The organism is Dorea sp. AM13-35, from assembly GCF_003473885.1.
In the GTDB taxonomy this organism is placed as follows: Bacteria; Bacillota; Clostridia; order Lachnospirales; family Lachnospiraceae; genus Dorea_D; species Dorea_D hominis.
On record NZ_QUCZ01000002.1, the window covers coordinates 44,820 to 63,363 of the forward strand.

Consider the following 18,544-nt stretch of genomic DNA (forward strand, 5'->3'; position numbering starts at 1 on the left):
ATATTTAGAAAGAAAACTTCCGGAACTATGCATTACATCTTGCTGAAGTTTTTATATAGTAAGAAAATCAATTTCCTATTGCAACAATAAAACCCCGGTATCAAACAAAATACCGGGGTAATAATATTGCTTTTTCTATGCATAACTCTTCTCTCATCCAGACTTTACTGTCGGTATCGGAATTACACCGATTCAGCCGGTACGTATCATACCGGGTCGCGGACTATACCGCCGGTTGGGATTTTCACCCGACCCCGAAGAATCTTTCTCTTTGTTTTTTATTATAGTGCTGTACTTCTTAAATTGCAAGTGAAACTTTGCCGAAGTATTATCTCACACAAACATCCATTATGTCTGACTTTCAAAAATCTAAGGCTGTCTGTCACCTGCCGGTTTCCGGTCTTCCGGAAGTTCCTGATAACGGATACGTTCGGATGTAAATCCCTGACCTCGCACTTCATTGATCTGTGTAATCGTAATAAATGCGTACGGGTCGATGCTGTGGATCATTTCTTTTGTGGAATACAGTTTCCGGTTCGGAACGATGCACATAACACCTTTCTGTTTTTCATGACGATAACCATTTTCAATATAGATCATCGTTGTTCCAAGATCAAGCTTGGATAATAAATCTTCCCGGATTTCTTCGTATTTCTCAGATATGATAAACAACTGTATCTGTGAAGTTCCAAGCAGCATCACCTTATTTAGTAGTACCGTTGTCAGCACCAGATTCAAAATACCATACATCACCTGTTCTGAATTAGAAAAGAGGATCTGTGAAGAAAGCACAATAAAATCAACCACATACATAAGCGGTGCCAGTGGAATATGTGCCACTTTGTTCAGGATCAGTGCTATGATGTCGGTTCCGCCTGTAGAAGCACCAACTCTTACAATGATACCAACTCCAATTCCCATAAGCACTCCCGCATAAATTGCGGACAGCAGCTGATTATCTGTCAGCGTTGTAATTCCCGGTATCTTCTGGACAACTGACAGGCAAAGTGGATATAAAAATGTACTTACAATCGTTGTAACTGCAAATTTTTTCCCGAGTATAAAAGCTCCTGACAGGAACAATATGACGTTTACACCTAATAATACAACCGATAGGGACATCGGCACGTAATGTGTGATCGTAAGTGCAATACCGGTTGCGCCTCCCATGACAATACCTGTTGGTACGATAAATGCTGCAACTGCAAATGCCAGAATGATATTCCCCACTAATACTCCGGCAAGTGTAATCAATGTTTTTCCCCAATTTTTCTGCATACTAAACACCTCTCGCTTTTTTGTATTTTTTATTAAATTACTTTTGTTAAATTATTTTATTGAATACCCTTCATTGTCAGCTGGATTCTCTTTTTCTTAAGATCCACACTTAAAACTTTGACATCCACGATATCACCAACGCTTACTACTTCCAGTGGATGTTTTACAAATTTCTTATCGCTTAATTCTGAAATGTGTACCAGTCCGTCCTGATGGACACCGATGTCAACAAAGGCTCCAAAATCGATGACATTTCTCACTGTTCCTTTTAATACCATGCCTTCTGTCAGGTCTTTCATCTCCAGAACATCCGTGCGAAGGATCGGTTTTGGCATCTCATCTCGCGGATCTCTTCCCGGTTTCTCCAATTCTTTTACAATATCTTCCAGTGTGATCTCACCGATTCCAAGCTCTTCTGCCAGACGTTTTCTATCACGGATCGTAAGTGATAATCCTGTCAGTTTTCCTCCTTTGATATCATCTACGGAAAATCCCTGCTTCTTCAAAAGTTCTTCTGCTGCCGCATAGGACTCCGGATGCACGCTGGTAGCATCTAACGGATTATCTCCGTCCTGGATACGCATAAAACCTGCACACTGTTCAAATGCTTTCGGTCCCAGCTTTGCTACTTTTAATAATTGTTTCCGGTTTGTAAATTTGCCGTTTTCTTCACGATATACAACGATATTTTTGGCAATCGCGGAAGAAATACCGGAAATATAGGAAAGCAACGGTGCGGATGCTGTATTCAGATCGACACCGACTTTATTTACGCAATCTTCTACAACACCGGAAAGTGCTTCGCTTAATTTCTTCTGGTTCATGTCATGCTGATACTGTCCGACTCCGATCGACTTTGGATCGATCTTCACAAGCTCGGCAAGCGGATCCTGCAGTCGTCTTGCAATGGACGCTGCACTTCTCTGCCCGACATCAAAATTCGGGAACTCTTCTGAAGCAAGTTTACTTGCCGAATATACAGAAGCTCCTGCTTCATTTACAATGATATACTCTACTTTTTCCGGAATCTCTTTTAATAACTCTACGATAAACTGCTCAGATTCTCTGGATGCAGTTCCATTTCCTACTGAGATCAGTGATACGTGATACTTCGGAATGATCTTCTTTAATAAATCTTTGGACGCCTGGATCTTCTTCGGTGTTGTCGGTGCAGTAGGATAGATGACTGTTGTACCGATAACTTTTCCGGTCGGATCTACAACTGCAAGTTTACATCCGGTTCGGAATGCCGGATCCCAGCCAAGCACGGTTCTTCCTGTGATTGGAGGCTGCATGAGAAGCTGTTCTAAGTTCTTTCCGAACACTTCGATTGCTCCATCCTCTGCTTTTTCCGTCAGTTCACTCCGGATTTCCCGCTCGATTGCCGGTGCGATCAGACGTTTATAACTGTCCTCTGCTACTTCTTGAAGTACCGGAGTCGTATACGGATTATCTGTGCGGATGATCTGTTTTTCCAGATATCGTAAGATATCATCCTGCGGTGCTTCTACTTTTACAGTCAGGAACTTCTCTTTCTCTCCACGGTTCAGCGCAAGGATGCGGTGTCCCGCCAGCTTGCTGAGTGCTTCTTCAAATTCGTAATACATCTCATAAACCGACTCCTGTTTTTCATCCTTTGCAGTGGAAATAAGAGTTCCTTTCTGCATGGTTCTCTTACGGATCCAGCTTCTGTATGCCGCTTCATCGGACACTGCTTCTGCGAGAATATCCTTCGCGCCGTCCAGCGCATCTTTGACTGTCTCTACGCCTTTTTCTTTATTAACATAGTCTTCTGCCAGCTTCTCCAGCGGCTCTTTTGCTTTCTGTAAAGTAATCAGTGATGCCAGTGGCTCCAGTCCCTTTTCCTTCGCAATCGTCGCACGGGTTCTTCGTTTCGGGCGATACGGACGGTAGAGATCTTCTACCACGACCAGTGTCTGTGCCGCAACGATCTTTGCTTTCAGCTCTTCTGTCAGTTTTCCCTGTTCTTCTATACTTGCCAGTACCTGTTCTTTCTTCTCCTCTAGATTCCGTAAATAGGTCAGTCTTTCATATAATTTACGAAGCTGTTCGTCGTCCAGTGTACCAGTTGCTTCTTTTCTGTATCTGGCGATAAATGGAATTGTATTACCTTCATCGATTAATTTTACAGCCGCTTCTACCTGCCACTTTTTTACGCCTAATTCTTCTGTAATCTTCTGATTGATATCCATAATTATATCCTTTCTGAATGTTACTTTCTGTGGCTTTCCACAATCTTTCTTATTATAACGAAAATGTCTCTTTCTTGCAATGGAACAATAAATACAGAGTTCACTCTGTTTTATTGAAAACAACTATTTATTATGTTATACTTAAAGTTATCATAAAAGAAAAAGGAGATTCTTGATCATCATGAATCAGACAGTACAAACAAAACCATTGTCCAAGCAGCAGCAGAAGTCTATGGAAACGAAAGCTCGGATTTTCGCCGCTGCCAAAAATATTTTACAAAAAGACGGATATGAAGCATTGTCGATTAAAAATATCTGTGACGAAGCTGGGGTTTCCAACGGAAGTTTTTATCATCATTTCAAAACAAAAGACGATCTTCTTTCTTATTATATAGAAGAGCAGCCGAGCATCAATCCGGATTTTCTTGATCTTCCGGCTTCTCCGGCTGAAGCTAAAGAAGCGATCATCTACGTCTATCTGAATTATGTACATTACTGCCAGGATCTGGGCGTAGAATTTATGTCGAATTACTATACACCAAAGAACCAGTCTCTGAACCCGCTCATCCGTACGGAGCGTCCTTATCCGATCGTTACGGTCCACAATTATCTGCAGAAATGCATGGATGCCGGAATTTTACAGATATCCGGAGATCTGGAAGCTCTTACAACCGATATCCGTATGATCGTGATCGGTAACGTTTTTGAATGGTGTCTGAAAGAAGGACATGCGGATTTTGAAGGAAATATGAAGCGAAGTCTGGAGACTTATCTGAACGGAGCATTTTAAATCATGTACACTTTTCTTGTAAATCCCGGTTCTAGAAGCGGCCTCGGTCAGACTGTCTGGAACACACTGGAACAATATCTGAAAGAGAACGAGATCTCTTATCAGGTCTTTTTCACTAAATATCAGCGGCATGCCTCGAAGCTTGCCGCTCATTTGTGTGCCGATCCATCTTTGGAAACACTGATTGTTCTTGGCGGTGACGGCACTTTAAATGAAGTCATTGACGGCATCAGCGATCTGTCCGGCATCACACTTGGATACATTCCGATTGGGTCCAGCAATGATTTTGCAAGGAGCATGGGACTTTCCCGGGATCCACTCACAGCACTTAAACATATCCTTAAGCCTTCCCGTTTTGCATACTTAAATATCGGAGTGACAGAATATGAAACAGACAGCAAGCCTTATTGCCGGCGCCGTTTTGCTGTCAGTTCCGGTCTTGGATTTGATGCCGCTGTCTGCCATCAGGTAATCGTCTCTCCGCTGAAACGATTTCTTAATAAGCTGCATCTTGGAAAACTATCCTACGTTGGCGTTGCACTTTCCCAGATTTTCACCATGACACCCTGTGATATGCACATTCGGCTTACGGATCTGTCCGGTGATACAGAAGAAATACTTTTTCACAAAGTTTATTTCGCTGCGGCTATGAATCAGCGCACAGAGGGCGGTGGATTCCGTTTCTGTCCAAAAGCAGATCCTTCTGATGATATTCTGGATGTTATTGTAGTAGAAGGATTCCCGAAAGCTGTCATTCTTATGCTTTTGCCAACCGCTTTTAAAGGATGGCATGTATTTTTCAAAGGAATCCATACATATCAATGTAAAAAAGCAACTTTTACCAGCCCGAAACCACTTGCGGTCCATACAGACGGAGAACCGGTATATTTAAAACGAGAAATTACCTGTTCTCTGGAACCTGAGAAAATTCGTCTGATTTTAAGTTAAGGAGATGTATTTTATGTATCACGGAATACTCATTTTTATTGTTTGTCTGTGTTTATTTGTTCTCTTTTTACTTTTCCCCCGGACAGGCAAACGGCAGGAACTTTTAAAATTGTATCGTGGAACCTGTTTTGCTCATCGTGGATATCACAGTATTGAAAATGGAATTCCAGAAAATTCTATGCCCGCGTTCCGGCAGGCGCTTTCCCACGGTTATGGCATTGAGCTGGATGTTCATCTCACCAAAGATGGCAGACTGGTTGTTTTCCACGATGATACTCTGAACCGTGTCTGTAAAAAATCCGGCACGATCGAAGATTTGACAATTCCGGAGCTGAAAACATGCCGTCTCCAGGATACAGAAGAACAGATTCCTCTGTTTGAAGATGTTCTGTCACTGGTAAACGGACAGGTACCTCTTCTGATCGAATTGAAAATTCCCGGTCGTTCCACCGCTATCTGTCAGCATGTTCATAAGGCCCTTTCCTGTTATCATGGAAATTATATGATTCAGTCTTTTAATACGATGGGACTTTTCTGGTATCGCAGGCATGCTCCGGAAGTTCTGCGTGGACAGCTTTCTTCCAGACTTACGAAGGATCCTCTGAAAGAACTCTGGTTTTTACGTTTTCTTGCCGAAAACCTGCTTCTTAATTTTCTTGGCAGACCGGATTTTATTTCTTATAAACTGAAAAACCTTCCTAAATTTACTGTTTCTTTCTTACGGAAATTCTTTGGAACACCTACAGCTGTCTGGACACTTCGTACACCTGAGGCATTGCTGGAAGGCAAACGCTGTTATGATATGCAGATTTTCGAAAAACATGGTGAAAATTATTAAGAATAGATGAACATTGTTGTTGATTCTATCTTTTCATGTTATAATCCGTTGAGAAACTTAGCTAATCTTTAGATAAGACTTGTTATATAAAGGGGCGTAATTATGCAATCCATTACGAAAATCAAACAATTTATCCTGCGGTATCGTCATGCATGGGTTTTATTATATAGCTTTATCTACATGCCTTGGTTCTGTTATCTGGAGAAGCACAGATTCAGCCATTACTATCTGATCCACTCACCACTTGACGATTATATCCCGTTTGTAGAATATTTTATTGTTCCGTATCTGTTATGGTTTTTATTTATTGCTGTAACGATCGCATATTTCTTCTTTACGGATAAGAAAGGATATTATCAGCTTACAGCATTTTTATTCACCGGAATGACGATCTTCCTGATCATCTGCACAGTATTTCCAAATGAATTAAACCTGCGTCCGCACACATTTGCGAACGATACTGTTTTTACAAGACTGGTACAACAGCTTTACAGCACCGATACACCAACGAATGTACTGCCAAGTATTCATGTATATAATTCACTTGGCGCTGCTATCGCCATCGGACACAGCCAGGCACTGAAAAAACACCGCGGTATCCAGTTTGTTTCTTACGGACTTGCCGGACTGATTGTTCTGTCTACCATGTTCTTAAAGCAGCACTCTGTAACGGATGTGATCGCAGCAGTGGCACTTACCTTTATGATTTATCCGCTGATCTATGTAACACAGACAAAGCGGGCACCGAAGCTGTCACAGCAACCGATCTAGGATAAAATATAATATTAAAATAAAAAGAATCGCAGTTGACTGATCTCTATAAACCAATCTGTCAATTGCGATTCTTTTTTATTTTCGTGGAGTGTAATCTTCTAATCACACTCCTCTTCTTTTTCTGATACCCGCGTATTGTTCCGTGCCGAACTTGGTATTCTGGTATCATATAATGTCCTTCGTATATGCTGCAAATGCAGATGGGATGGAATACTTCTCCCGGATCTCTCCCGGATGTATGAACAAAAATCCTTTCTCGTTTGTCTTCTCCAATTCATCCACCTGAATCTGATAACCTTTCATCTGCCACTCCACATGGCTGAAAATGTGCTTTGCATCCGGTAATTTTTTAATTCTTACCGGCATAAGTCCAATAGAACGGCAATAGTTTTCTGCCTCTTTTCTTTTTAGATGCCCTTCTACATTCGGCAGTTCATAAAGTCCGGCAAGCAATCCTTTTGCCGGTCTTTTACGGATAGCAATCTCCTGCAGATCTTCAAACAGAAAAACGGTCTTTTTCTCAATCCGCCTTGCTTTTGCCTTTTTCTTCACCGGTAACTTATCTGTCAGCCCCTCTTTTTCTGCACGGCATATATTCTTAAGTGGACATTCCCCGCATTTTGGTTCGCCATTTGGCACACAGACAATCGCTCCCAGCTCGATCAGTCCCTGATTAAAATCACTGGCCGCATCTGCCGGAATGACTTCTTCGATCGCTTTCTCCAGCCTCTTCTTCGTGCTCTGCTTCATAATATCTGCATCATCTGCCAGAACTCTCGTTACTACACGCAACACATTGCCGTCTACTGCCGGTTTCGGAATTCCAAACGCAAATGAACTGATTGCTCCTGCCGTATAGCTTCCGATCCCTTTCAGTTCAAGGATTTTCTCATAATCTGCCGGAAATTCACCGCCATACTCTTCCATGATCTGGATTGCTGCTTTCTGCATGTTGCGTACCCGGTTGTAATACCCTAAACCTTCCCACAATTTGAGCAGCTTGTCTTCCGGCGCCTCTGCCAGATCCTTCACTGTCGGCAACGCTTGTAAAAAGCGATCATAATATCCCTTCACCGCTTCTACCCTTGTCTGCTGCAGCATAATCTCTGATATCCATATTCTGTACGGATCCGGGTGATGTCTCCACGGAAGGTCACGGTGGTATTTCCTATACCATCCGGTTAATGGTTCTGCCATCTCATGAAGCTCAGGCTGTCCAAGCACAACCGGGACTTCATCCGCAAGCGTCATGCTGTCTGTCGTCACTACACAGTCTCTTGCCAGGATCTTTACTCCTGCATCCGCGGCTTCCTGTAAGGCTTCCGCAAATTCCGGATGTGTCTGCCTGTTTGGCGTAAAATAGCGTACACCTTTCATCTGTATCATAAACAAGACGTACGCTTCGTACCCCGCTTTTCTTGCTTTCTTTAATTCCTGTACATGCTTTACGGCACGTTCACTCGGCGCATCCGGAAACCGGACTACACCGTCTTCTTCCAATGTAACTCCTTTAACTTCCACCAGAATCTTCTGATTCTTCGTCTCCACATAGAAATCAAATCTGGAATTCTCGTATGTGTACTCCGGCTTTACAAGTACCGGATCCGGCACCAGTCCACCGGCGCAGATCCATTCCTGCGCTACCTTATTCGGCGCCTGGGAATCCATATTGATAAGTCTGTCGCCTTTCTCTACCGCGATAAGATCCCATCCTGTCTTACGCTCAGGGTTATCGCTTTTCTGTATATACACCGGTACCTCCGGCTGCAAAAGTTCCGCACAGCGTCCTGTATTTTTCACATGAACAGTCTCTGTACGACCGGCACATTCCACATAAGCAATAAACCGATTCGGTCTGTCTATAAAACTGCCCGGATAAATATTAGGATACTTCACTTTTCTTCCGTCCTTTTAATTCTTCCTGTTCTTCTACATACGCCTGGATCGCCTCATTTAACGACAGCATCTTCTCATCCAGTGTTGACACCATATCTGCACACTCTCTGAGATCCCGGCTGATATATTCCGGCGCATTTCCCTCAAATTTGTAATAAATCTTATGCTCCAGACTTGCCCAGAAATCCATCGCGATCGTCCGGATCTGGATCTCTACCTTTGTATCTACAACACTGTCTGACAGGAAAATCGGAACCGATACAAGCATGTGATAGCTCTTGTAGCCGCTTGCTTTCGGATTCTTAATATAATCTTTGATCGATAATACCTTTAAATCACTCTGGTTTCCAATCATCTCTGCCAATCTGTATATATCAGAAGTAAATGAACAGATCAATCTTACTCCTGCAATATCATTGATGTACTTTACCATATTCTCTATGGATGTCTCATAACCGTATCTTTTTAACTTCTTCACAATACTCTCCGGTGTCTTCACACGTGTCTTAATGTGCTCGATCGGATTGTACTGATGTACATGCTGGAATTCGTCATTTAGAATCTCCAGTTTCGTTCCTACTTCCTTTAACGCGGAATTATAAAGAAACATAATGGTCTTCCAGCTGTCCACATCTTCGTAATTCTTAATTGCATTCTCCACGATTGCCTCTCTCCTTCCGTCCTTCGAAGTCTTCTTGCGGCACCCGAAGAGTATAACATAAGCGGCCAGAAATTGTTCCTGTTTTAATAGATTTTTAAGGATTAATATTCGATTCCTTCTCTTGCTGACTGTCCCTTGTCATATGGATGTTTTACTTTTTTCATCTCCGTCACATAATCGGAAGCACGGATGATCCGGTCTGACACTTCATGTCCGGTCATAATGATCTCCAGTCCTCTCGGCTTATGCTCCAGAAAACTCATCAGTTTATCTTCATTCAGAAGATTCAGAGAAACTGCGCACAGTATCTCATCTAAAAATAATACGTCAAACGGACTACAGAATTTGATTATCTCATCTAATGCTTTCGTGTTATAATGCTTTAATTCTGCCCGTTCATCAGAATTCATCTGATTGTAAAATTTGATCTTATCCCTGCCCGGAAGGCACGTTACATTCGGAATCTGCTCCAGGATTGCACGCTCACTGGAAGAATTGTTCTTCATGAATTGAAACATCAGAACCTTAAGTCCGCTCCCCGCTGCCCGGATCACCTGTCCTACTGCCGCTGTTGTCTTGCCTTTTCCTGTTCCGTAATATACATGAATTCTTCCGGTTCCTATCATTGCTAACATCCCCGCTTTCTGTTTTCTCTTCTTTCGTTACCTCTTAACAGTATACCATGAATTCATGTCCTGTGCATTTAGAAATCCAATTTCATGTCTCCGAATTGAATCCATCCTTTTTTTCGCATCCATTCACTGATTCCCAGTGTTACGACTGCCGGAAGCACAATCTGTATCAGCAGAATCTTTAACAATACAACCGCTCCTGCCTCACTTGCGATCATCGTCTGCCAGGTCATGATCTGCCCTACCAATCCTGCCGTTCCCATTCCTGATCCGGTTGCATTACCTGTCATATGCAGAAGAACTGTGCCTGTCGGTCCTAAAACCGCGCTGGACAGGATCACCGGAAGCCAGATTATCGGTTTTCTTACAATATTCGGGACTTGCAGCATAGAAGTTCCAATTCCCTGTGCAAGCAGTCCTCCAATCTTATTCTCTCTGTAGCTTGCCACGGCAAATCCAACCATATTACAACAGCAGCCTATCGTCGCCGCTCCTGCTGCCAGACCGGATAAATTCAAAATAATTCCCAGTGCCGCCGAACTGATCGGCAATGTCAGTATCATTCCCATCAGTACAGAAACAATGATTCCCATCAAAAATGGCTGCTGTTCTGTTCCCCAGTTAATAACCGAACCAAGCCACACCATAAATCCGGAAATCGGCGGTCCAAGGATCAGCCCTACAGCAGAACCTGTTCCGATGCTTATAATTGGTGTTACAAGAATATCCACTTTCGTTTTTCCGGAAACAAGATGTCCGAAATAAATCCCTACATACGCTGCAAGGAATGCACCTAATGGTTCTCCCGGACCTGAATAAACCATTGCTCCGTCAACCAGAACTGTTCCTGCCAGCAATTTACTTGCAAATGCGCCTGTCATACCTGCTGTTGCCGCAGATACAACAACCAGCGGGCTTTCATTAAATTTGTAAGCAACTGCAACACCAATTCCTGCTCCTGTCAGAGACGCAGCTACTTTGCCAATTACAAACAGTATCGTTCCTGCCTGACCGGGAATAAAACTTCCGATCTGCTGAATGATCGTGCCGATGATCAGCGTTGCAAACAAGCCCTGCGCCATCGCACTTAACCCTTCAATAAAAATCCGATCCAACACTTTCTTTACTTTTTCCATTTTCTCACCTCATAATTACACCCAATACATCATCTGTATTGTTATGTGTCTTGTCATTTAGAAAAATCCTATCATAGCTTCTGCCAAAAAGCAACTTCCATAAAAAGTTTACTCTCTAAAAGTGTTTACTTTTTCTCAGAAAACGACTATACTCATTTCATTATCAGGAAAGCGAGGGAACACTTATGTTTCGTTTATGGGGCAAAGAATTTAAAGACAATCATATGCTTCGGGACACTGTGATCTGTGATGATTCAGATGATACAAGAACCCATAAGATCTTTCACGCACTGGAAGAGATCTGCTATGAATTTGATCTCAGCAAACCAATCTGGCTGGAATCTACGATAGATGAATTTAAACGCCACGATAAGACAAGATTTTATCAGGATAATTTTGTAGATTCTATTGATTTTGATTATCTGGAAATCCATATTATAGAAGAATAAAAAGGAGTTTTATCATGCTGGAACCAATCGGATTATCTTTACAATTTTTAAAGAAAGAAGTCTATACCGGTTCTCATCACGGTATGCGCTATTTATTGCAAAAAGATGAGGATACATTAAAAGCATGTATCTATCCGGAACCATATTGTTTTGAGAAGACTGCTGATGAGAAGAAAGAATGGAAGGAATTTGAATTTTCCGCAGATGGACTTACGCAGGCCTTGGAATGGCTGTCGGAAGTTCACGAAAAGTCTTATAATGATTAAAATTCGATATTCATGAAAATGTAAACAAAGACACAAAAAATGTCATGTACCGGTTCTTGCTGATACATGACATTTTTTACCCAATTTTTTTATTCGAGTCCGGATGTCTTACTCACAACGGATAAAATACACTTTGCGAGTTTTATCCGCTGATTACTCTTCGAGTACTTCTTCTGCGATATTTCTTGCATGGTCAGAAATACGTTCCATACAAACCAGCGTATCTAAGAATACAATACCCGCTTCTGTATTACATTCATTATTAGACAGTCTCTTAATATGACGACTCCGCAGTTTCACCTCAAGGTCATCCACTTTTGTCTCTTTTTCAATAACACGCAGTGCCTTCTCATGGCTCTGCTCTTTAAATGCATCCAGTGCATAGAAATAGCTTTTCGCAGTTTCCTCAATCATTTCTTTTAACTGCTTCTTTGCTGTCTCAGAGAAGGATGCTTTCTTATCTCGGAGTGTCTCTGCAAACTCAGAGATATTTTCACAGTAATCACTGACACGTTCCATATCGGAAAGCACCTGTAACAGATGTGCTGCTTCCTGATGCTCTTTCTCACTGATCTGTAAGGAAGATAATTTGATCGTATAATTGGTAATTCCCGCACAAAGTCTGTCAACATCACTCTCATCATTTTTCAAAATATCAATTGCTTCCTGATCCTGTGTATACAATACATCTTTTGCAACTTCAATGGATCTCCTTACGATCTCGCCCATACGAACGGTTTCTTTTATCACAGACTGCAGAGCAATACTTGGTGTCTGTAACATACGTTCATCGAGAAGTACTGTTCCCGGATCATTGGCATCTTCATCCACACGGCCGATCTTCTTGGCAATTTTCACGATCAGATTAGATGCCGGGAATAACATAACTGTCGTTGCAATGTTGAAGAATGTATGCACCATACTGATCTCTGTCTGTGTAATATTTCCTGTTCCTGCCTGTGGATTCAGCACAGTAAAGTAAACGATTGCAATGATACTGAAAATAATCGTTCCGATGATATTAAAGATCAGGTGCATAAGTGCTGCTGCCTTCGCATTCTTTTTCGCACCTACACTGGATAAAATTGCTGTAATACAAGTACCGATATTCTGTCCCATGATAATATAAATAGCTGCACTGAATGGTACCAATCCCGCTGCCGCAAGACTCTGCAGAATACCAACCGATGCGGAAGAACTCTGAATCACTGCCGTTACAAGCGCTCCAGCCAGAATACCGAGGATCGGATTCTTTCCTAATGTAACAAACATCTGTACAAATCCGTCAAATTCTTTCAGCGGCTCTACTGCTGATGACATCGTAGAAATACCGATAAAAAGTAAACCAAAGCCAACAATAATATTGGCGATCTCTTTGGATGTACGTCTCTTGCCTGTCAACATGATAACCACACCGATAATCACTGCGATCGGTGCTAGCTTCTCCGGGCTTAAAAATTCTGCCCACTCTACGGAAGATACGAGCCATCCGGTAACGGTTGTACCAACGTTGGCACCCATGATCACTCCCATTGCCTGGGTCAGGTTCATGATTCCGGCATTAACAAAACCAACGACCATGACGGTTGTCGCTGAAGAGCTCTGAATGACTGCTGTGATAGCAGCTCCTAGTAACACTCCCATCAATTTGTTCTTCGTCAGCACTTCCAGCAGTGATTTCATCTTACTTCCCGCTGCGTTCTCCAGTCCCTGTGCCATGATCTGCATACCATAAATAAACATTCCAAGACCACCGACAAAAGGTATCAGTATATCTACATAATTCATTGTCTTCCTCCTACAAATATGTCTCTTATGCTGTTTTTTAAGCTTATTTTTTTACAATTTCTTAATTTATTCTTAACAAGCTCACTATTTTTACAATACCATTTGTTATAGAAGAACACAATCTTTTTTTCGATTTTTTTAATATCTTTTTGGTATCTCTTTTTCAATTACTCCTTCATTTTCGGCTCAAATATAAGCGAAGCCAGATATCCAAATATTAAAGCACCGGCAATTCCCGCCGCACTTGCCTGGAAACCTCCCAGAAAAATTCCGATCACGCCTTCTTCGTCAACCGCCTTTCTGACACCTTGCCATAGGAGATTTCCGAATCCTGTAAGGGGAACGCTCGCACCGGCGCCCGCATATTCCTGAATTGGTTCATAGATTCCAAGTGTGCCAAGTACTGCCCCGGTACACACCAGAAGAACCATGATCCGCCCGGGCATCAGTTTCGTCCGGTCTAACAGAATCTGCACCAACGCACAGATTAAACCGCCCACCCAGAATGCATTGATATATTCCATCTTATTTCCTGCCTTTCTTTTTTGTAAAATTGCAGGAGAAATACTCTCTCCTGCCAAAGCGTTCATTTATATCACATGCTATGCATGTTCCAGTACGATCGCATGTGCGATCCCCGGCACACTCGCTCCCTCGTTGTAACTAACCGTAGACATAAGAGCCCCGGTCGGCACAAACAATACACGCTTCCATTCACCGCTTTCTATTTTCGGCAGAATATAAGCACTGAGCGTTGTCGCAGCACAGCCACATCCACTGCCCCCGGCATGTGTATCCTGCGTACTCTGATCAAAAATCTGCATTCCACAGTCCATATGCATCTTTTTAATATCTATATCTTTTTTTCTCATCAAGTCAAATAGAATACTCTGTCCGACATAGCCAAGATCTCCGGTTATGATCCGGTCATAATCTTCGGGCTGTCTTCCAAAATCTTTAAGATGCTGCCAGATCGTATCACATGCCGCCGGCGCCATACAAGCCCCCATATTCTGGGAATCTTTTAAGCCGTAATCAATGATCTTTCCTGTTGTAATTCCAGTGATCTTCACACGACTTTTCTTCTGTGCTCCATCCGCACCGATGATGAATGCACCACTTCCGGTCACAGTCCACTGCGCGCTCAAGGGGCGCTGGCTGGCATAACCGAGCGGAAAGCGGAATTCTTTTTCCGCACAGGCAAAATGACTGGATGTTACAGCAAGCATATACTCGCCATAGCCTGCCCCCACGCACATAGCTCCCAGTGCAAGCGCTTCACCAGAAGTAGAACAGGCGCCATACAGACCGAACAGTGGAATTTCAAATTGTCTTGCTCCCATAGATGTGACGATTCCCTGCCGTAGCAGATCACCTCCAAATGTCAGCCGGATGTCCTCCGGTTTAAGACCTGCTTTTCCGAGCGCAATCTGGCATGCTTCCTTCTGCATTGTACTCTCTGCCTCTTCCCAACTATCTTCTCCGAAAAGATCAGTTTCTTCTATAATATCAAATAACTCCCCAAGCGGACCTTCTCCTTCTTTTTTTCCAACAACAGATGCACTGCTTATAAGATATGGTCCTTCTTTAAAAATAATACTCTGTTTTCCTCTTTGCATCTTCAGACTCCTTTCCCGAAAATACAGTAAACAATACCCAGTACCCAGCTGGTGAAGATTCCATATAAAATCACCGGTCCTGCAATTGTAAAGATCTTGCAGCCAATACCCATGACCTGTCCTTCTTTTTTATATTCAATTGCCGGTGCTGCTACCGAATTGGCAAATCCGGTAATCGGAACAAGTGCCCCTGCGCCTCCCCATTTTGCAATCTTCGGGTAAATATTGAATCCTGTCAGCAGAACACTTAAAAATACCAGTATCAATGAACACCAGCTTCCACCGATTTCTTTGGTCATTCCCATATTTTCACACCAGTTCAGTAAAAATTCCCCGATCGTACAGACGATTCCGCCGGTCAGGAATGCGCGGAACATATTTATTCCAAGTGCATGCACCGGTGTTTTCTGTTTTACATATTTTTTGTAGTTTTCTTTTTTCATTTCCTGCGCTTTTTTGTCATTTATCTCATTATTTAACATTCTGTCATTTCGCCTCCTGTAAAAGCATCCATATACATCCGAGTGTTTTCCCGGCTGCGATTCCTAAAATAATACCTGCAAGGCAGTTCACCAGATTAAAACGCCGCATAAATACCGGGAACAGATTCAGGGTCTCTGCCAGCGCCATTGCCCAGCAGCCGACAAACATCCCTGAAAATATCCCCACCGCCGCCAGCAGTATCACACCGCCATGAAGTGGTATCTGATAGAGCCAGAACAGATTGCCCAAAATACCGCCAAGCATTACGCATGTTTCGTACCACTGGATCCTATCTCCTGTGTGTGTCCGGTCTGCGAAATCCGAGATTACGCCAAGTTCTGCGATAAATGCAAACAGCCCACCTGCTGCCACCGCACCTGCACTACTTCCTATGACCGCAAGAAGAATCTGTCTGATCCACATGAAGCTCCCTCTCCTTTCTCGAATATGTTTCAATCAGGGTTGTCTGAATATCATTTTCATACAGCCGCATCTCTACTTCCATCGGTGTCGGATCAACGGTTAATTTCTTCTTTCCAAAATGATTGAAGAAGATCAATATTCCAACTGCAAGTCCAAGACTGTATGTCAGTTCCAGTATGGTAAAGCCATCCGGTTTATTCCCCATGATCTGTGTGTATATCTGGTCGAAAAGTTTGGGGGCATCCACATCGTTATTAAATGCCATGATGGAAAATGCCGCACCGAAAAAACTCAGCACGGACACAAACACGACTTTTATGCTCTGCATGAATCTGCTGCCTTTCCCCGGCTCTTCATAGGTTACAATAAAATCCGGCTCTCCGATACTCTGCACGTCTGCGTTCGGATACACTTCCTGTATCATAGAAACGACTTTCAGCACCGATACCGCTACACGACCGTTGATTCCTTTTAACAGGCGAAGAGACCGGACTTTTGCTTCCATTGATGGATTCACGCATGTAATCTCCAGCACTTCTCCCAATGTTACGTCCGGTTTCTTTACTTCTGTATTACGACCTGCCTTAATATAGATTGTTTCACTGTTCGATGCCACTTTCTGCCTCCCACCTTCTATCTACCAGCGTTCCTTCCGTCTCTCTTTCCGCCGCATTGCACTCTGCAAAATAATAGATCATACCGGTCAGAACCGCTGCCGCCACAACGCAGATCAGGCATATCCGGAACTTCTTTCTGGTTTCATCCATACTTTCACCTTCTTTCTGTGATTAGTATGGATGGTTCCAGAAAAAATATTCATGGATATGCCTGTCAGATCTGTTCCCGCATACTTTTTAATATTTTTTTCTCCATCCGGGATACCTGTACCTGCGAAATACCAAGTTCTTCTCCCACCTGAGACTGTGTACGTTCTGCAAAATATCTCAGATAGATCAGTCTTCGTTCTTCTTTATTAAGACTTGCCAGCAATTCTTTCAAAAACATGTGATTCAGCACTTCTTCCGTCTCTTCTGCCGGACTTGCCAGTTTATCTGCCAGTGTCAGCTCCTGTCCGTCTTTTCTGTAGATTGGTTTATGCAGAGATTCCAATTCTCCGGTCGCTTCAAACGCCTGTACCAGTTCTTCCGGTTCTACCTGCATCTCTGCAGCAACTTCTGTAATACATGGCTCGCGTCCCAGTTTTTTACCAAGTGCTTCCTGGCAGAGATACCCGCGGTATGCCAATTCTTTCAGCGATCTGCTCACTTTGATCATTCCATCGTCCCGCAGAAAGCGTTTGATTTCACCGACGATCATCGGGACTGCATAAGTTGAAAATTTCACTTCATATTTCAGATCGAATTTGTCAATCGCTTTCAAAAGCCCGATCGTTCCGATCTGGAACAAATCTTCTGCTTCCACACCCCGGTTAAAATACCGTTTCACAATACACCAGACAAGTCCTGTATTTTCTTCCACAAGCTGCGCTCTTGCCGTACGGTTGCCCGCATGTGATTTTCTGATCAAAGCGATTGTGTGATCCATAATTTACGTCCTTTACCAATAGTTTTTGCCATCTTTACCGTCGTTCCTTTCCCGACTTCCGACTCCACTTCCAAAAGATCCATAAATGCTTCCATAAAGGAAAATCCCATTCCCGACCGATCCAGTTCCGGTCTTGTTGTAAAGAGCGGTTCCATTGCCTGCTTTACATCTTCAATTCCTTTTCCCTGATCAGAGATTTCTACATATAAAGTCTGTCCTTCTGTTTTACAGTGGATGCGGATGTTATGTACTTCATTTTCATATCCATGTATAATGGCATTTGTCACAGCTTCTGAAACTGCCGTTTTCACATCCGACACTTCTTCCAGTGTCGGATTCAGTGACGTCATAAAGGATGCAACAGTTACTCTGGCAAAAGATTCATTTGCCGAGCGGCTGTCAAAAATAAGTTCCATTTCATTCGTATTTTCCATCTACCTGTCCTCCTCATAAATCTGCATGATCCTGGTTACTCCTGACATTGTCAGTATTTTTTTCATTCTTTCACTTGTATGCACGGCACACACCTCTCCTCCCAGCATATAAATTCGTTTATATCTTCCCATAATGACACCGATTCCGGAGCTGTCCATAAATGTCGTATCCGTAAAATCAAAGATCACATACCGAATATGATTCTGGTCGATCAGATAATCGGAACGTTTCCGGATTTCTTCTGCATTGTGATGATCCAGTTCTCCGGGGAGAAAAATAGTAAGACAGTTCTCCTGCACTTCATATTTCATTGTGTGTCCTCCTTTTTTGAGTAAAGAAAAAGGACATGCTTCTTCGCATATCCTTTTCT

22 protein-coding genes and 1 riboswitch are annotated in these 18,544 nt (G+C 42.8%); of the genes, 6 read left to right on the top strand and 16 right to left on the bottom strand.

The features are described 5' to 3' along the window. Window positions 1–141: 141 nt before the first annotated feature. A riboswitch (FMN riboswitch) is annotated at window positions 142–266 on the bottom strand. Between the two features lie 103 nt (window positions 267–369). Together DW152_RS03130 and DW152_RS03135 are read right to left on the bottom strand one after the other, a co-directional pair. After that, window positions 370–1,278, bottom strand: coding sequence for a YitT family protein (locus DW152_RS03130; protein WP_118287945.1), 909 nt, complete (start codon window positions 1,276–1,278; stop codon window positions 370–372). 56 nt (window positions 1,279–1,334) lie between these two features. Continuing rightward, the gene (locus tag DW152_RS03135) at window positions 1,335–3,491 is read right to left on the bottom strand and encodes a Tex family protein (RefSeq protein ID WP_118288050.1); all 2,157 of its coding nucleotides are present in this window, start codon (window positions 3,489–3,491) and stop codon (window positions 1,335–1,337) included. Between the two features lie 181 nt (window positions 3,492–3,672). On the opposite strand from DW152_RS03135, the gene DW152_RS03140 reads away from it, so the two are divergent. The 4 genes from DW152_RS03140 (at window position 3,673) to DW152_RS03155 (ending at window position 6,838) form a co-directional block, all read left to right on the top strand. Next, window positions 3,673–4,281 (top strand): TetR/AcrR family transcriptional regulator, encoded by a 609-nt coding sequence (locus DW152_RS03140; protein WP_021860771.1) that lies wholly within the window; start codon window positions 3,673–3,675, stop codon window positions 4,279–4,281. A gap of 3 nt (window positions 4,282–4,284) precedes the next feature. After that, on the top strand, window positions 4,285–5,229 hold the full coding sequence (locus DW152_RS03145; RefSeq protein WP_021860770.1) for a diacylglycerol/lipid kinase family protein: 945 nt from the start codon (window positions 4,285–4,287) through the stop codon (window positions 5,227–5,229). A gap of 13 nt (window positions 5,230–5,242) precedes the next feature. After that, a complete protein-coding gene (locus DW152_RS03150; protein ID WP_118287946.1) occupies window positions 5,243–6,067 on the top strand; it encodes a glycerophosphodiester phosphodiesterase in 825 nt (274 codons plus the stop codon). A gap of 102 nt (window positions 6,068–6,169) precedes the next feature. After that, a complete protein-coding gene (locus DW152_RS03155; RefSeq protein WP_021860768.1) occupies window positions 6,170–6,838 on the top strand; it encodes a phosphatase PAP2 family protein in 669 nt (222 codons plus the stop codon). 168 nt (window positions 6,839–7,006) lie between these two features. Here the strand turns inward: DW152_RS03155 and mutY are convergent, their stop codons facing one another. The 4 genes from mutY to DW152_RS03175 form a co-directional block, all read right to left on the bottom strand. Next, window positions 7,007–8,737 carry an A/G-specific adenine glycosylase gene (mutY, locus tag DW152_RS03160; RefSeq protein ID WP_118287947.1) on the bottom strand — a complete coding sequence of 577 codons (1,731 nt, stop codon included), beginning with the start codon at window positions 8,735–8,737 and terminating at the stop codon, window positions 7,007–7,009. Continuing rightward, on the bottom strand, window positions 8,724–9,398 hold the full coding sequence (locus DW152_RS03165) for a GTP pyrophosphokinase (protein ID WP_021860766.1): 675 nt from the start codon (window positions 9,396–9,398) through the stop codon (window positions 8,724–8,726). Before DW152_RS03165 ends, mutY begins: the two co-directional genes overlap by 14 nt. Before the next feature lie 101 nt (window positions 9,399–9,499). Next, window positions 9,500–10,033, bottom strand: coding sequence for a cob(I)yrinic acid a,c-diamide adenosyltransferase (locus DW152_RS03170; RefSeq protein ID WP_226976675.1), 534 nt, complete (start codon window positions 10,031–10,033; stop codon window positions 9,500–9,502). 68 nt (window positions 10,034–10,101) lie between these two features. Beyond that, entirely contained in the window at window positions 10,102–11,166 is a 1,065-nt protein-coding gene (locus DW152_RS03175; protein WP_117536893.1) for a PTS transporter subunit IIC, read from the bottom strand. Window positions 11,167–11,351: 185 nt separating this feature from the next. Between DW152_RS03175 and DW152_RS03180 the strand changes: the two genes are divergently transcribed. Together DW152_RS03180 and DW152_RS03185 are read left to right on the top strand one after the other, a co-directional pair. Beyond that, window positions 11,352–11,615, top strand: a complete 264-nt coding sequence (locus DW152_RS03180) for a hypothetical protein (RefSeq protein WP_021860763.1) — start codon at window positions 11,352–11,354, stop codon at window positions 11,613–11,615. Between the two features lie 14 nt (window positions 11,616–11,629). Beyond that, entirely contained in the window at window positions 11,630–11,881 is a 252-nt protein-coding gene (locus DW152_RS03185) for a GNAT family acetyltransferase (RefSeq protein ID WP_117536894.1), read from the top strand. Window positions 11,882–12,034: 153 nt separating this feature from the next. On the opposite strand, the gene DW152_RS03190 is transcribed toward DW152_RS03185, so the two are convergent. The 10 genes from DW152_RS03190 to spoIIAA all read right to left on the bottom strand — a co-directional run bounded on the left by DW152_RS03190 (window position 12,035) and on the right by spoIIAA (window position 18,485). Further along, window positions 12,035–13,669 (bottom strand): Na/Pi cotransporter family protein, encoded by a 1,635-nt coding sequence (locus tag DW152_RS03190; protein WP_117536895.1) that lies wholly within the window; start codon window positions 13,667–13,669, stop codon window positions 12,035–12,037. A 167-nt stretch (window positions 13,670–13,836) separates the two neighbouring features. Next, window positions 13,837–14,193: a stage V sporulation protein AE gene (gene spoVAE / locus DW152_RS03195; protein ID WP_117537107.1), complete on the bottom strand. Its 357-nt coding sequence runs from the start codon at window positions 14,191–14,193 to the stop codon at window positions 13,837–13,839. A 78-nt stretch (window positions 14,194–14,271) separates the two neighbouring features. Continuing rightward, the gene (locus DW152_RS03200) at window positions 14,272–15,288 is read right to left on the bottom strand and encodes a stage V sporulation protein AD (protein WP_186856003.1); all 1,017 of its coding nucleotides are present in this window, start codon (window positions 15,286–15,288) and stop codon (window positions 14,272–14,274) included. Window positions 15,289–15,290: 2 nt separating this feature from the next. Beyond that, window positions 15,291–15,770 (bottom strand): SpoVA/SpoVAEb family sporulation membrane protein, encoded by a 480-nt coding sequence (locus DW152_RS03205; protein ID WP_117536897.1) that lies wholly within the window; start codon window positions 15,768–15,770, stop codon window positions 15,291–15,293. Window positions 15,771–15,774: 4 nt separating this feature from the next. Then, entirely contained in the window at window positions 15,775–16,194 is a 420-nt protein-coding gene (locus tag DW152_RS03210) for a stage V sporulation protein AB (protein ID WP_117536898.1), read from the bottom strand. After that, on the bottom strand, window positions 16,154–16,810 hold the full coding sequence (locus tag DW152_RS03215) for a stage V sporulation protein AA (RefSeq protein ID WP_117536899.1): 657 nt from the start codon (window positions 16,808–16,810) through the stop codon (window positions 16,154–16,156). Before DW152_RS03215 ends, DW152_RS03210 begins: the two co-directional genes overlap by 41 nt. Further along, a complete protein-coding gene (locus DW152_RS13310) occupies window positions 16,794–16,961 on the bottom strand; it encodes a hypothetical protein (protein ID WP_021860756.1) in 168 nt (55 codons plus the stop codon). Before DW152_RS13310 ends, DW152_RS03215 begins: the two co-directional genes overlap by 17 nt. A gap of 64 nt (window positions 16,962–17,025) precedes the next feature. Further along, window positions 17,026–17,739, bottom strand: coding sequence for a SigF/SigG family RNA polymerase sporulation sigma factor (locus tag DW152_RS03220; RefSeq protein WP_021860755.1), 714 nt, complete (start codon window positions 17,737–17,739; stop codon window positions 17,026–17,028). Next, window positions 17,718–18,173: an anti-sigma F factor gene (spoIIAB, locus tag DW152_RS03225; RefSeq protein ID WP_117536900.1), complete on the bottom strand. Its 456-nt coding sequence runs from the start codon at window positions 18,171–18,173 to the stop codon at window positions 17,718–17,720. The genes DW152_RS03220 and spoIIAB overlap by 22 nt, the downstream gene beginning before the upstream one ends. After that, window positions 18,174–18,485: an anti-sigma F factor antagonist gene (spoIIAA, locus tag DW152_RS03230; protein WP_021860753.1), complete on the bottom strand. Its 312-nt coding sequence runs from the start codon at window positions 18,483–18,485 to the stop codon at window positions 18,174–18,176. It abuts the gene before it with no gap. Between the last annotated feature and the right edge of the window lie 59 nt (window positions 18,486–18,544).

Coding starts and splice junctions, on each gene's coding strand:
- DW152_RS03135 (WP_118288050.1), bottom strand. CDS start 3,491: ATGGATATCAATCAGAAGATTACAGAAGAATTAGGCGTAAAAAAGTGG.
- DW152_RS03190 (WP_117536895.1), bottom strand. CDS start 13,669: ATGAATTATGTAGATATACTGATACCTTTTGTCGGTGGTCTTGGAATG.
- DW152_RS03220 (WP_021860755.1), bottom strand. CDS start 17,739: ATGGATCACACAATCGCTTTGATCAGAAAATCACATGCGGGCAACCGT.
- DW152_RS03185 (WP_117536894.1), top strand. CDS start 11,630: ATGCTGGAACCAATCGGATTATCTTTACAATTTTTAAAGAAAGAAGTC.
- DW152_RS03200 (WP_186856003.1), bottom strand. CDS start 15,288: ATGCAAAGAGGAAAACAGAGTATTATTTTTAAAGAAGGACCATATCTT.
- DW152_RS03180 (WP_021860763.1), top strand. CDS start 11,352: ATGTTTCGTTTATGGGGCAAAGAATTTAAAGACAATCATATGCTTCGG.
- DW152_RS03210 (WP_117536898.1), bottom strand. CDS start 16,194: ATGTGGATCAGACAGATTCTTCTTGCGGTCATAGGAAGTAGTGCAGGT.
- spoVAE (WP_117537107.1), bottom strand. CDS start 14,193: ATGGAATATATCAATGCATTCTGGGTGGGCGGTTTAATCTGTGCGTTG.
- DW152_RS03155 (WP_021860768.1), top strand. CDS start 6,170: ATGCAATCCATTACGAAAATCAAACAATTTATCCTGCGGTATCGTCAT.
- DW152_RS03140 (WP_021860771.1), top strand. CDS start 3,673: ATGAATCAGACAGTACAAACAAAACCATTGTCCAAGCAGCAGCAGAAG.
- DW152_RS03170 (WP_226976675.1), bottom strand. CDS start 10,033: ATGTTAGCAATGATAGGAACCGGAAGAATTCATGTATATTACGGAACA.
- spoIIAB (WP_117536900.1), bottom strand. CDS start 18,173: ATGGAAAATACGAATGAAATGGAACTTATTTTTGACAGCCGCTCGGCA.
- DW152_RS03175 (WP_117536893.1), bottom strand. CDS start 11,166: ATGGAAAAAGTAAAGAAAGTGTTGGATCGGATTTTTATTGAAGGGTTA.
- DW152_RS13310 (WP_021860756.1), bottom strand. CDS start 16,961: ATGGATGAAACCAGAAAGAAGTTCCGGATATGCCTGATCTGCGTTGTG.
- DW152_RS03130 (WP_118287945.1), bottom strand. CDS start 1,278: ATGCAGAAAAATTGGGGAAAAACATTGATTACACTTGCCGGAGTATTA.
- DW152_RS03145 (WP_021860770.1), top strand. CDS start 4,285: ATGTACACTTTTCTTGTAAATCCCGGTTCTAGAAGCGGCCTCGGTCAG.
- DW152_RS03205 (WP_117536897.1), bottom strand. CDS start 15,770: ATGTTAAATAATGAGATAAATGACAAAAAAGCGCAGGAAATGAAAAAA.
- DW152_RS03150 (WP_118287946.1), top strand. CDS start 5,243: ATGTATCACGGAATACTCATTTTTATTGTTTGTCTGTGTTTATTTGTT.
- spoIIAA (WP_021860753.1), bottom strand. CDS start 18,485: ATGAAATATGAAGTGCAGGAGAACTGTCTTACTATTTTTCTCCCCGGA.